This is a genomic window from Pseudomonas sp. M2, from assembly GCF_015751845.1.
Classification (GTDB): Bacteria; Pseudomonadota; Gammaproteobacteria; order Pseudomonadales; family Pseudomonadaceae; genus Aquipseudomonas; species Aquipseudomonas putida_E.
Window position 1 is genome coordinate 4,632,128 of sequence record NZ_JADOUD010000001.1, and the last position, 12,422, is coordinate 4,644,549.

At 58.5% G+C, this 12,422-nt stretch carries 9 protein-coding genes; 7 read left to right on the top strand and 2 right to left on the bottom strand.

Annotation, left to right across the window (positions count from 1 at the left end; genetic code table 11):
* Window positions 1–38 precede the first annotated feature (38 nt).
* The 3 genes from IWW33_RS21600 (at window position 39) to IWW33_RS21610 (ending at window position 5,702) form a co-directional block, all read left to right on the top strand.
* Entirely contained in the window at window positions 39–2,462 is a 2,424-nt protein-coding gene (locus IWW33_RS21600) for a TonB-dependent receptor (RefSeq protein ID WP_174141848.1), read from the top strand.
* Window positions 2,463–4,232: 1,770 nt separating this feature from the next.
* Window positions 4,233–4,676: an NUDIX domain-containing protein gene (locus IWW33_RS21605; protein WP_174141849.1), complete on the top strand. Its 444-nt coding sequence runs from the start codon at window positions 4,233–4,235 to the stop codon at window positions 4,674–4,676.
* Between the two features lie 108 nt (window positions 4,677–4,784).
* Complete coding sequence (locus IWW33_RS21610) at window positions 4,785–5,702, top strand: LysR family transcriptional regulator (protein WP_115274466.1); 918 nt, start codon at window positions 4,785–4,787, stop codon at window positions 5,700–5,702.
* A gap of 144 nt (window positions 5,703–5,846) precedes the next feature.
* Here the strand turns inward: IWW33_RS21610 and IWW33_RS21615 are convergent, their stop codons facing one another.
* Together IWW33_RS21615 and IWW33_RS21620 are read right to left on the bottom strand one after the other, a co-directional pair.
* On the bottom strand, window positions 5,847–6,644 hold the full coding sequence (locus tag IWW33_RS21615; RefSeq protein ID WP_174141850.1) for a carboxymuconolactone decarboxylase family protein: 798 nt from the start codon (window positions 6,642–6,644) through the stop codon (window positions 5,847–5,849).
* On the bottom strand, window positions 6,641–7,042 hold the full coding sequence (locus IWW33_RS21620) for a cupin domain-containing protein (protein WP_085984893.1): 402 nt from the start codon (window positions 7,040–7,042) through the stop codon (window positions 6,641–6,643). The genes IWW33_RS21615 and IWW33_RS21620 overlap by 4 nt, the downstream gene beginning before the upstream one ends.
* A 439-nt stretch (window positions 7,043–7,481) precedes the next feature.
* On the opposite strand from IWW33_RS21620, the gene IWW33_RS21625 reads away from it, so the two are divergent.
* The 4 genes from IWW33_RS21625 (at window position 7,482) to IWW33_RS21640 (ending at window position 12,389) form a co-directional block, all read left to right on the top strand.
* The gene (locus IWW33_RS21625) at window positions 7,482–7,868 is read left to right on the top strand and encodes a putative quinol monooxygenase (protein WP_174141852.1); all 387 of its coding nucleotides are present in this window, start codon (window positions 7,482–7,484) and stop codon (window positions 7,866–7,868) included.
* Between the two features lie 499 nt (window positions 7,869–8,367).
* Window positions 8,368–10,290 (top strand): alkyl sulfatase dimerization domain-containing protein, encoded by a 1,923-nt coding sequence (locus tag IWW33_RS21630; RefSeq protein WP_115275519.1) that lies wholly within the window; start codon window positions 8,368–8,370, stop codon window positions 10,288–10,290.
* Window positions 10,291–10,411: 121 nt separating this feature from the next.
* On the top strand, window positions 10,412–11,674 hold the full coding sequence (locus IWW33_RS21635; RefSeq protein WP_231386497.1) for an OmpP1/FadL family transporter: 1,263 nt from the start codon (window positions 10,412–10,414) through the stop codon (window positions 11,672–11,674).
* A 46-nt stretch (window positions 11,675–11,720) separates the two neighbouring features.
* Complete coding sequence (locus IWW33_RS21640; RefSeq protein ID WP_115274476.1) at window positions 11,721–12,389, top strand: DUF3313 domain-containing protein; 669 nt, start codon at window positions 11,721–11,723, stop codon at window positions 12,387–12,389.
* Window positions 12,390–12,422: the final 33 nt, after the last annotated feature.

The following is a 12,422-nucleotide window of genomic DNA, read 5'->3' on the forward strand; positions in this document are numbered from 1 at the left end:
TATGAAACTCATTCTCATTACATTTCGATAGGGATTCCATGACGCTCTTTGTCTACCCGCTGCGCCAGACGATGTTCCTGGCGACTTTTGGTTTCCTGGCAGCCGGCCCCTTGCAAGCTGAACAGGCACACTACCGCATCGACCTGCCTGCGCAGCCGCTGGACCAATCGATCAGCGCCCTGGCCCGACAGACTGGCACCCGTATCCTTTTCAACACAGACGCCGCCCACGCCGTGCAGGCGCCGGCGTTGCACCAGCAGTTGAGCGTCGAGCAGGCACTGCGCCAACTGATCGCTGGCAGCAACCTGACCCTCGGCCAGACTGCCGACGGCCAGTATCTGATCGCCCTGCCAAGCGAGCCCGGCAACGGCGCGCTGGAGTTGGAGGCCTCGAGTGTCATCGGCCGCGCCCCACTGACTACAACCGAGGGCAGCCATTCCTACACCTCCGGCGCCGTGACCTTGGGCAAGGGCGTGCAGAGCCTAAAGGACATCCCGCAGTCAGTCACCGTCATGACTCGCCAGCAGATGGATGACCAGAACACCCAGACCATCGCCGATCTGGTCAGCCGAACGCCTGGCCTGACCGCTACCAAGTCACCAGGTTCGGGGTTGTTCATCTACTCCCGCGGCTTCAGCATCGACACGCTGCAGTACGATGGCGTGCCTGTACCGCGCAACACTTACTCGCTGGGCAGCTATCTGACCGAAGATCTGAGTTTCTACGACCGCGTCGAAGTGCTGCGGGGCCCGGCCGCGCTGCTGCAAGGTGGCGACAGCCCGGGCGGGGCGATGAATCTGGTGCGCAAGCGTGGTCAGGAAAAGGCCACTGTCAGCCTCACTGGCAAGGCCGGCTCCTGGGACCGCTACGGCCTGCAGCTGGACGCCGGCGGTCCGCTGAACGCCGAGGGCACCCTGCGTGCACGCACCGTTATCAGCCAAAATGACAGCGGCTCGTTCATCGACTACGTGCGTGGCTGGAACCAGACTGTCTATGGTGCAGTCGACTACGATTTCACGCCCGACCTTACGGTAGGCCTGGGCGTTGCCAACCAGAAGGGCCACTCTCGTCCAGCCATGCTCGGCTTGCCGCGCTACGCCGACGGAGGCAACCCGGACTGGTCGCGCTCGACCTATGTCGGCGCCGACTGGAACCGAGCCGAGAATGACCAGACCAGCGTGTTCCTGGATGCCACCTATCGGCTGAGCAACGATTGGCGGCTAAAGGCTGCCGGCGTGTATATAAGCGAACACAATGGTGCCACCTACCAGGCGCTGTGGGATGCCCTGCCGGCCAATGGTTCTACAGATAACACCTTTATAGACTGGAGCACTGATTTCACCACCCACAGCAAGGGCCTGGACCTTTACCTGGATGGCAGCTTCACCGGTTTCGGCTTCGAGCAGACCTTCCTGATTGGCGCCAACTACTCACGCATCAACACTGATGACCGCTGGGCACGGGCACCCACCTTCGGTGCGGACTCGTCGAATGTCGATCATCATCGACCGATGCCGAACATCTACGAACTGGCCAGCCGCGGCCGTGGCCAGTTGACCGAGTACCAGGTAGAGCAGAAGGGTTTCTACACGCGCTGGTCGATCAATCTGACCGACCCGCTGAAGCTTATTCTCGGTGCCCGCACCAGTTGGTACGACTTCAGCTACGCCGCCGAATTCTTTGACCACAGCGGTTACAGTGAGTCCACCACCAGCAGCAGCGGCAAAGTATCGCCCTATGCGGGGCTGGTGTATGCGCTGGACAAACAGTGGTCGATCTACGCCAGCTACACTGACGTGTTCCAGCCACAGACCGCGCGCACGGTGTCGGGCTCGGTGGTCGAGCCGATCATTGGCAGCAACTATGAACTGGGTCTCAAAGGTGAGCTGTTCGACGGTGCGCTGAACACTTCGATTGCACTGTTTCGCTATGACCAGGAGCATCGCGCGGTGCTCGACCGCAGCGGCCCTATGGACTGCGATGGCTGGTATTGCTCCACGGCCTCGGGCAAGGTGCGCAGCCAGGGCCTGGAAGCGCAGGTCAGCGGCGAGGTACTGAGTGGTCTGCAGGTGATGGCCGGCTACGTCTACAACACCACACGCTACTTGGAAGATGGAGACTACAAGGACAAGGTGTACAGCACCTGGACGCCAAAGCATCAGTTCAAGCTGTGGGCCGACTACACCTTGCCGGGTGACTGGAGCCGAACTTCGGTGGGCCTCGGGACCACGGCGGTCACCGGCACCACCTCCTACGACCACGTGTTCGACCTGCCGGGCTATGCGGTGTGGGATGCGCGGGTGGCGTACAAAGTCAGCGACGAAGTCACCGTGGCGGCGAACCTGAACAACCTGCTGGACAAGAAGTATTACGTGCCGGCTTACAACACCATTGACTACAACAACTACTATGGTGACCCGCGCAACGTGATGTTCAGTGTGAAATACACGCCTGAATTCTAGTTAGGTTGCGTTGTGGAAGGAGCCGCTGTGATTGGCTCAGCGAGCCTGGCGCGAGCAGGCGTTCGGCATAGGCCGGAAAAGGTCACTCATGTGTGGCCGTTTTCGAGCCTGCCTTCTGGCAGGTAGTGAATAGCGCTTTCGACCCGAAGCTGCCCCTCACCACAGAAAACAAACGGCCAGAAGTGGATCCGCAAACCACGCCTCCACAAATCTCACTCTGGACGTGAGTGCTGCGTTCAGACTGGGTCACTGGCCACCTCATTGCATGTTCACCCTCAGTGCATGCGTCAATGCAAAAAAAGAGGTCGCTGCGACTTGGTTGACTCATCAACCCTCCAGCACATTGCAAACCATGGCCCGATCAGTATTGATCGAGACCGGAGGTGATCACTACCACAATGCATTGAAGACGGTATTTTCTTCTATCCCTGTGCACTTGTTAGCGGAGAGCGCTCCCGAGCTGAATGGGATGTGCCTGACTGGGCGATAGCACAGGCGACCAGCATGACCATCATGCCTGAGGTGGGCCATCTGATGATGCTTGAGCAGCCACAGGTACTTGCACAGGAGATTGCCCAAATACTCCATAGGGTTTGATCGGACTCGCGAACGACTTCCTGGGACACGATCGGCAAACTTCGACCCGAAGCAGACAGCGATCCAAAGCTCTGTGTTCAGTACTGGCCTCATCGCCAGCAAACCGGCCACAGAATGGACTGCCCCCAGGAAATCACCAGTCTTCAGGCATGCGCTGTACCTGTGGGAGCCGCGCTTGCCGGCGATGGGCCGCGAAGCGGCCCCGGTTACACATGTCCGCCAGGGTCAGTCAGTTCAGCCCTTAGTACCTTCAATTAGGCGGTCACCTATCCGCTGTCAAACAGAAGGGTGGCAGCTGTACATGGGTTGACAGACCGGCGGACTATGCAAGTTCCGGCGCACGCAAGCGTGCCCGCACGTACAGCCGCCATTGAAGGCAAGCCGTATGCATAATACCGTCGCTGCCTGTCAAAGCCGATCGCTGAACAACAGCGGCCCGCCGAGACTAGAATGCAGCCCAAGCGACCGCAACGGAAAAAGTGCGGCGAGAGTATGTTTGGGAAATGGACTACAAGGAAGAGGGAACATCTGATTTCTTGGTGTTTCCAGCGCTCAAAATGTGGGGGGACTGATCGGTCTATGTCAACCAGTGATCGCGATGAGTCGATGTTACTGATGCTGGGAAAGCGATGATCGAAACACAAGTATGTGAAGGATTTCCCAGGCTGGAGTGTCGGCCTGTTGATCCCTCCGACGCAGAGATGGTCTGCCCGCATCGTCCGGAACATCTGTAACCGGGGCCGCTTCGCGGCCCATCGCCGGCAAGCGCGGCTCCCACAGGTACAGCGCATGCCTGAAGGCTGGTGATTTCCTGGGGCAGTCCATTCTGTGGGTGCCGGCTTGCCGGCGATGAGGCCAGTACTGACCACAGAGCTTTGGATCGCTGTCTGCTTCGGGTCCAGGCTGTGTGAAAACGCTTGGCGCGATCCGGCTGGTTAGAAAATGACCAGAATTTCGCGCTCCTGCGCGAAATCTGGGTTAGCTGAATAACCAAGCCATTTCAGATTTCACGTACGCTCGCGATCTTCAGAGACCCGTTTGGGTTTTCACACAGCCTGGGTCGACAGCAGCCGGTCGCGATTGACCGCTACCGACCCGAAGCTGCCCGTCACGAAGGCTAAGATTCGGCCAAAAGCAAACACTCAAGCTTATATGCCGCATAGGGAGATTGCGATGTACCCCAACAAGGCCTGTCCCGTAGTTCTCTCGACTTCGCTACCCATCAAGATTCTCCTATTCAGGCACCCTTTGGCTGGCACGCAACGGGTGAAGGGCACTATCGAGAATGGAGAAACACCTGGTGCGGCTGCATTGCGTGAGCTGCAAGAGGAGTCCGGCATCAGTGACGCAGTGATCGGGCTTGATCTGGGATGCTGGAAGTCTGACCACCAAGATCAGGTATGGTCGTTTCACCTTTGTCGCGCTGGGAGGGTGCTGCCTGAGTGCTGGGTTCATCAGACGTTGGATGACCATGGCCACCTCATCGAGTTTTTCTGGGCGTCGCTCGACAATCTTCCCTATGCCGACTGTCATCCGGTCTTCCAGCGGGCACTGGAGTTTTTATGCGAAACACTGAATACGTCCGGTCATTGGGGGGGAGGGGCGAATGGACCGTAATCGTTCCCACGATTCAATTGTTCTCGCTCAATCTGCTTCCAATTAACGAATGCCGCTAATGCTGGTATAGAGACTGCTGCAAACGTATTTGCCAGCAGGAGCCGTCCCATGCAACTCAGCCGTGCCAATCTGGCCGACTTCGTCTACTTCCTGGCCATCGTCCGCCACCAGAGCTTCAACCGGGCCGGGCTTGAGGTGGGTATCAGCGCATCGGCACTTAGCCATGCGATCAAGGGGCTGGAGACTCGCCTTGGTGTTCGCCTGCTAAACAGAACCACCCGCAGCGTAACGTTGACCGCCGCCGGCGAAGAGTTGCATACGCTGATCAGTGGGCCTATCGATGAAATCGGCCAGGCGATGGAGGTGCTCAATCGCTACCGCGATGAGCCTACCGGGCGTATTCGTTTGAATACCTTGAGCGATGGCGCGGACTTTCTGCTCGGCCCCGTATTACCCCTTTTCAATGACCGCTACCCCGACATCGAAATCGACCTGACGGTAACCAACCGTTTGGTAGATGTTATTGGTGGTGGGCATGATGCGGGCATTCGTTACGGTGGAACGGTGCCGGAAGACATGATTGCCCAGCGCCTGTCGCCGGACATCCGCTGGGTGGTGGCGGGCACTGCCAACTACCTTCAGCGCTTTGGCGAGCCGAAACATCCGCAGGACTTGCTTAAGCACCGCTGCTTACGCATTCGCCTGGGCAATGACCATATGTACGACTGGGAATTCGAGAAAGATGGCGAGCAGTTGGCCATCGCTGTTCCGGGTGCGATTACCATTGATGAGACGCGCATTGGCGTGTCATTGATTCGTCATGGCGCGGGGTTGATGTACGCACCGGAGCCAGTGATCGCGCCGCTGGTGGCCAGTGGCGATTTGGTAACGGTGCTGGATGACTGGTCCAGCGTTGCACCGGGTTTTCATATGTATTACTCGAGCCACCGGCAATTGCCGGTGGGCTTGCGGCTGTTGATTGATCTGATTCGCGAGGTTCAGCCGTTGGGGCCGATCAGCCCCTGATCAGGCCGGTTTGGATTTGCTGAAACACCGCAAGCAGGCGAAGCGCGCCTGTTCTCAATGAAAAGACTCATTTGCCCGGCTTACTCCCGGCACCACGAGGCCCTGCCAAGCGCGCCCGGCGAGTAAGCGGTAGCGTTTTTGAGGTCAGCCTTTGTTACGGGTGGCGAACACATCTTTGACGACTGGCACGGCAGAAAACACGTTTGGCCAGCCTGCATAGAACGCCAGCTGGGTAAGCATTTCAGCGGCCTCTGGCTGGGTCAGGCCGTTGTCCATTGCGCGATTGAGATGGTAGGTCACCTGGGCCACCTGGCCGTTGGCAATCAGGGCGCTGACGGTGATCAGGCTGCGGTCGCGGGGCGCCAGATCGGGCCGCAGCCACAGGTCGTGGAACAGCGCGTCGCCGGTGTAGTGCACCAGCCCAGGTGAGACGGGGCCGACATTGTTGGCAACCGCTTGCGCCCGCACGTTCTCGGCGGCTTCGTTGATGGGCAGCCGCGTAGGTGCAACCGGCGGTAACTGATCAGCCCCGATCCCTCGGCTGGCAAATACCGCTTTGGCAGCTGCCACGCTGGCAGTGGCATTGGCCCAGCCGGAATAGAAGGCCAGATGGTTGATCAGTTCGGATAGCTCAGCCGGTTTCACGCCGTTATCCAGGGCTAGATTCAAGTGATACGCCAACTCTACAGTCTGGTTACGGCTGATCAACACCGCGAGTGTGATCAGGCTGCGGTCGCGGGGTGAAAGGCCTGGTCGCTTCCACACTTCGTCCAGCAGCAACATCTCGGTGTTGTGCGCCAAGGCGGGCGAGACTGCGCGAACGTCGTCCAGGCTCGGTGCGCCGGGGCTTTGCGCAATGCCGGTGGGTGTAGTTTTGTCGGCGGTGGAGCAGGCGGCCAACAACAGGGAAAACGAGGCGAGGGCGGTCTTAAGCAGTTTCATTCGGCGGCCTCGTATTGCGCCTCGCTGACGGGTTCCAGCCATTCGACGTTCTTGCCGTCGAGGGACTCTTGAATGGCCATATGAGTCATGCCGGTGGTAGCCGTTGCGCCGTGCCAGTGTTTGACGCCAGGGGGCGTCCAGATCACATCCCCCGGTTTGATCAGCTGTTTTTTACCGCCCGCTTGCTGCACCCAGCCGGTACCGGCGGTAACCACCAGGGTTTGCCCCAGCGGGTGGGTGTGCCACATCGAGCGTGCGCCCGGTTGGAAATTGACGTAACCAGCGGAAACCCTGGACGGCGCACGGGCTGGAAAAAGCGGGTCTATGCGTGCGCTGCCGACAAAGCTTGTGGCCGGCCCGTTGATGGAAGGCTGCTCACCGTTCCTTACAACCAGCATCGTTTGATCGGGTGCAGGGTCGGAGGCGATGGCTGCCGCCGGGATCAGAACAGTAGCCAGGGCAAACCCAGCAACGATTTTTGGCATCAGCAGGCTCCTGAGGTGATGGCCGATTCAGTGGCCAAGTTAGTGCAGCGCAAACGCGGTGACTACCGGCCTCAGGTCGCATGAAGTTGTGAGTAGGGCTCATCAATTGCTGAAACGGTCTGATTATAAGCCCACTCATTCATGAGCTTGGCTCATCGGAACATCCTGCCTTCTCCGGCTAGTCCGCACGCCCTTGACGGAATATGCTGCTAACCATCTGGTTAAATTTTTGTAACGGAGATCATCCATGAGCTTTGAATTTCGCAACCAAGTCGCACTGGTCACCGGCGCGGTGTCCGGCATTGGCTTGGCCACCGCCAAGATCGCTGCCCACAGCCACTGAGGAAACAGGATGAAAATTCCGACCTTGATAGGGGCCTGCGCAGTGGCTTGCTTAACCGCCGCTCAAGCGCTTGGAGAAGACATGCAGACGGTAGTGCGCATTGCCCAGCTTGAAATAGACCCAGCCAAACTGCAGGAATACGAGGCGGCGGTTAAAGAGGAAATGGCCGAGTCGATCCGCCTTGAGCCTGGCGTGCTGGCCATCTATTCGGTGGCGGAGAAAGACCAGCCGAACCGGCTGCACTTCTTCGAGATATACGCGAGCGATGAAGCCTATCGGAGCCATATTGCCTCAGCGCATTTTCAGAAGTACGCGGCGGCGACCCAGTCGATGATTCTTTCAAAGCGATTAATCGAGACCACGCCCGTTCAACTGAGCGTCCAAGCTGGAAAGTGAGGGTAGGGTGGGTTCGCAGAAGCGAGAACGGCCAGATTCCCTCATCCCCACACGCCAAATGACAGGGCCCCGCAATAGTGCACATGAACATCTGGACGATCATGAAGCCAAGGGCTGCTCCCAGAAATGCAATGCCTGCAACAAGCCTTGGTAAGGTCGCGCTCATGCGTTACTCCAATAGCCATGCAGACATGCCTGCGCCCAGCAACATGCCGGGCATGGAAAACAGGTGCCCAAGTGCAAGTAGCCCATCGAGGCTTGTCAGGCTGTTGATTTCAATATTTTAACTGGAGTCAAGAGGAAAACTTCTCATCCGCGTCTACTCTCTCTAAGCGACATGAAATCCTGGCTGGTAGTTGCCGAATCGGTACAGCGCATTGGTCAAAAGGAGCTGGCAATGACTGTGTTCGTAAAAACGTTCAGAAACCAAGGCCGCACTGCCTCGGTGGGCAGAATCTGGAAGCTTAGCTCTACCTTCTTTTTAGCCACCGCCATCACGATGGCATCACAGACGTGGGCCGAAGAGAAAGCGAAACCCGCAACAGCAGCAACCAAAGAAGCCAACGATGCGTTGCTCAAAGAGTTGCCGTTCAATGACAAGACCTCCTTCGAACTGGCCCATAAAGGGTTTATCGCCCCGCTTCCGAAAGAGCCGATCAAGGGCGCCTCGGGCAACCTGATCTGGGACCCGGCCAAGTACAACTTCATCAAGGAAGGCGAGGCCGCACCCGCTTCCACCAACCCCAGCCTCTGGCGGCAGTCACAGCTGATCAATATTTCCGGCCTGTTCGAAGTCACCGATGGCATCTATCAGGTACGCAACTACGACTTGTCGAACATGACCATCGTCGAGGGCAAGGAAGGCATCACCATCTTTGATCCGTTGATTTCGGCGGAAACTGCCAAGGCCGCACTCGACCTTTACTATCAGCATCGGCCGAAGAAACCCGTGGTCGCAGTGATTTACACGCACAGTCACGTCGACCATTACGGCGGTGTTCGTGGTGTGATCGACGAGAAGGATGTCAAGGCAGGCAAGGTCAAGGTCTATGCCCCCAAAGGCTTCCTGGAGCACGCCGTTGCCGAGAACGTGATGGCCGGCACCGCCATGAGCCGCCGGGCCAGTTACATGTACGGCAACCTGCTGCCGCCGAACGAAACGGGCCAACTGGGCGCAGGGTTGGGCACCACGACTTCTGCCGGCACGGTCACCCTGATCCCGCCGACCGACATCATCGAGAAAACCGGCGAGAAGCGCACGATCGATGGGCTGACCTACGAGTTTCTCTACGCGCCGGGCAGCGAGGCGCCAGCCGAGATGCTCTATTACATCCACGAGAAAAAAGCCCTCAACACGGCCGAAGACTCCACCCATACCATGCACAACACCTATTCGCTGCGCGGAGCAAAAATTCGCGAGCCGTTGCCGTGGTCCAAGTACCTCAACCAAGCGCTGAAGATGTGGGGCAAAGACGTCCAGGTCATGTATGCCATGCACCATTGGCCGGTGTGGGGCAACAAGGAGGTCAAGGAGCAACTGTCGTCGCAGAGGGACATGTACCGCTACATCAACGATGAAACGCTGCGCTTGGCCAACAAGGGCCTGACCATGACCGAGATTGCCGAGCAGGTGAAGCTGCCGAAATCGATCGCTTCGCGCTTCTCCAACCGTGGGTATTACGGGGCTTTGAACCACAACGTCAAGGCCACCTATGTGCTGTACATGGGCTGGTTCATCGGCAACCCGGCGACGCTGCATGAATTGCCGCCTGAAGAATCGTCCAAGCGCTACGTCGAGATGATGGGCGGCGCCGACGCGGTGCTGAAGAAGGCCAAGGAGTACTACGACAAGGGTGACTACCGCTGGGTAGCCGAGGTGGTCAACAAAGTGGTCTTCGCCGACCCCAACAACCAGGCAGCGAAAAACCTGCAAGCCGACACACTCGAGCAGTTGGGTTACCAGGCTGAAAGTGGACCATGGCGCAACTTCTACCTCACCGGCGCCAAGGAATTGCGCGATGGCGTGAAACAGTTGCCGACGCCAGACACGGCCAGCCCCGATACGGTCCGGGCGATGGACCTTGACCTGTTCTTCGACTACCTGGCCATGCGCCTGAAAGGGCCGGAGGTCGAAGACAAGCACATTACCCTTAACTTCGACTTCACCGACCTTAAGCAGAAATACCTGGTGGAAATGGTCAATGGCGTGCTCAACCACACCGAAGGCTCGCAAGCCGAGAACGCCGACGCCACGGTCAGCCTGACGCGCGACACCTTGAACAAACTGATGCTCAAGGAAACCACGCTCAAGGACGCGGTGGGCGCAGGTGACGTCAAAGTCGAGGGTGCCGAAGGCAAGCTTGAGGAGCTGATGAGCTACATGGACAACTTCGACTTCTGGTTCCCGATCGTTACACCTTGATTGCTCCCTTGGCGCAGGTTGCGTCAAGCAGGACATCGAGCCATCGGTGTCCTGCTCTTTTCAAAGTGAGGAGTCAGGGACTATGACCACGACGAATCGTATGGATCACACCAAATGGTGGATGCCTGCAACGCTTATTCTGTTGTTTGCTCACAGCACCAACGTGTCTGCCGGAGGCATCTTCATTTATGAAGCCGGCCAGGAAAGTAACGGCCTGGCCAATGCTGGCTCGGCTGCGCTCGCCACCGACCCCAGCGTGTTGATGTCCAACCCCGCAGGCATCGCCCTGCTGCCTGGCACGCAGATCAGCGCCAATGCCCAGGTTATCCTCGGCGACCTGCGCTATTCACGTGACAGCAGCAACCAGTTCGATGGCAACGAGGGCGGTAACGCTCTGCAATACCTGCCGGGCGCCAGCTTGTTCATCAGCCACCAGCTCGATGACCGCTCAGCCATCGGGTTCGGCATGTACGGTAACTTCGGCTTGGCGCTGGACTACGACGATGACTGGGCCGGGCGCTACTTCACCCAGGAATCGGCGGTGATTGGCGTCTCGTTCCAACCCACCTTTGCGTACAAGTTCACCGATGACCTTACCGTCGGCATCGGCCCACGCATGATGCTCGGCTATTACCGCACCGAGGTGGCCATCAACAACAGCCTGCTCGGGTTGGTCGAGCGCCCCGATGGCCAGCTCGAATACAAGGACACTGACTTCGGCATTGGCGTGAACCTGGGCCTGCTCTACCAGCTCGCCCCCCGCACACGGATTGGCCTGGCCTACACCAGCAAGGTGAAGCTGGAGTTCGAGGACAGTCCACATGTCAGCGATATCAACAACCCCCTCATCAATGCCGCACTCAACCGCCTGGCGGTGGACACGCTGGAACTGGACATGAACGTGCCGCAGACCGCGACATTCAGCGTGGCCCACCAGCTGGACGAGCAGTGGACATTGCTGGGAAGCCTGGGTTGGCAGGACTGGAGCGAGTTCGGTGACATCGGGGTAGAGGTGGATGCCAATGCCGCCGGGGTTAGCCGCACGGTCGATCGCAAGTACAAGGACACCTGGCACGCCTCGGTGGGTGCCCAGTATCAGGCGACCCGCCAGCTGCGCTGGAGTTTTGGGGTGGGGTATGACAGTTCGGCCGTGGATGACAAGGATCGCACCGTGGACAACCCGATGGGGGAGGCGTGGCGCTTCGCAACCGGGGTGAACTATCAGGTGGAAGAAGGATTGGACCTGCATCTGGCTTACACATTGGTCTGGCTCGGCGACATGGACGTGGAGCAGACCAAGGCACGCTCCGGCGACACGTTGTCAGGTACTTTCGATAACGCCGCCTTGCACATCATCGGTGGCGGTGCGACTTGGCGATTCTGAAGGTTTTGATCCTTGGACAATGCTTATACGTGGAAGGAGAAGTTGCATGAAAAGTAAGGCGCTTATTGCAACGGTGTGTCTCACATCGCTTTTACTGCATGGTTGTGCGAGCAAATACGTTGAGCCCGACGAATACTCCGGGTTTCTGAAGGACTACAGCAAGCTCAAGGAGGATGAATCGCCTTCGGGCGCGAAGGTTACGCGCTGGATCAAGCCTGGCATTGATGCCAACCAATTTACCAGCGTGTATGTCGAACCCAGCCAGTTTTACCCCAAGCCGCAACCAACCGCGAAGATTCCGCAGCAAACCTTGCAAGGCATAACCCAGTATTACGATCAGTCGTTGAAAAACCAGTTTTCCAAGGTCCTGCCGCTTGCTACGAGCCCCGGGCCAGGTGTACTGGTGGTGCGCCCGGCGATCACTGGGGTGAGTGCCAAAACCAAGGGGCTGCGCCCGTATGAGGTGATCCCGATCGCGCTTGTGGCAGCCGGCATCAGTACGGCCACGGGTATTCGCGACCAAGACACCAGCGTGGCTACCGAGGCTGCATTCCTTGACGGGAGTACCAATGAGGTGGTGGCCGCAGTGGTGCGCAAAGGTGCAGGCGCTGAACTGGACAATTCCTCGCAAATCATGCAGGCCTCGGACGCCCGCGCCGTGCTCGATGGCTGGGCCAGGGACATGGTCAGTTCATTCCAGGCCCTGAAGAAGTAGCCCCCAGGTTCCCCCTGCCGTGGATGTGCGCCA

Excerpts from the sequence above, each read along its gene's own strand:
- IWW33_RS21610 (WP_115274466.1), top strand. The coding sequence starts at position 4,785 with ATGCAACTCAGCCGTGCCAATCTGGCCGACTTCGTCTACTTCCTGGCC.
- IWW33_RS21605 (WP_174141849.1), top strand. The coding sequence starts at position 4,233 with ATGTACCCCAACAAGGCCTGTCCCGTAGTTCTCTCGACTTCGCTACCC.
- IWW33_RS21630 (WP_115275519.1), top strand. The coding sequence starts at position 8,368 with ATGGCATCACAGACGTGGGCCGAAGAGAAAGCGAAACCCGCAACAGCA.
- IWW33_RS21640 (WP_115274476.1), top strand. The coding sequence starts at position 11,721 with ATGAAAAGTAAGGCGCTTATTGCAACGGTGTGTCTCACATCGCTTTTA.
- IWW33_RS21635 (WP_231386497.1), top strand. The coding sequence starts at position 10,412 with ATGCCTGCAACGCTTATTCTGTTGTTTGCTCACAGCACCAACGTGTCT.
- IWW33_RS21620 (WP_085984893.1), bottom strand. The coding sequence starts at position 7,042 with ATGCTGGTTGTAAGGAACGGTGAGCAGCCTTCCATCAACGGGCCGGCC.
- IWW33_RS21600 (WP_174141848.1), top strand. The coding sequence starts at position 39 with ATGACGCTCTTTGTCTACCCGCTGCGCCAGACGATGTTCCTGGCGACT.
- IWW33_RS21615 (WP_174141850.1), bottom strand. The coding sequence starts at position 6,644 with ATGAAACTGCTTAAGACCGCCCTCGCCTCGTTTTCCCTGTTGTTGGCC.
- IWW33_RS21625 (WP_174141852.1), top strand. The coding sequence starts at position 7,482 with ATGAAAATTCCGACCTTGATAGGGGCCTGCGCAGTGGCTTGCTTAACC.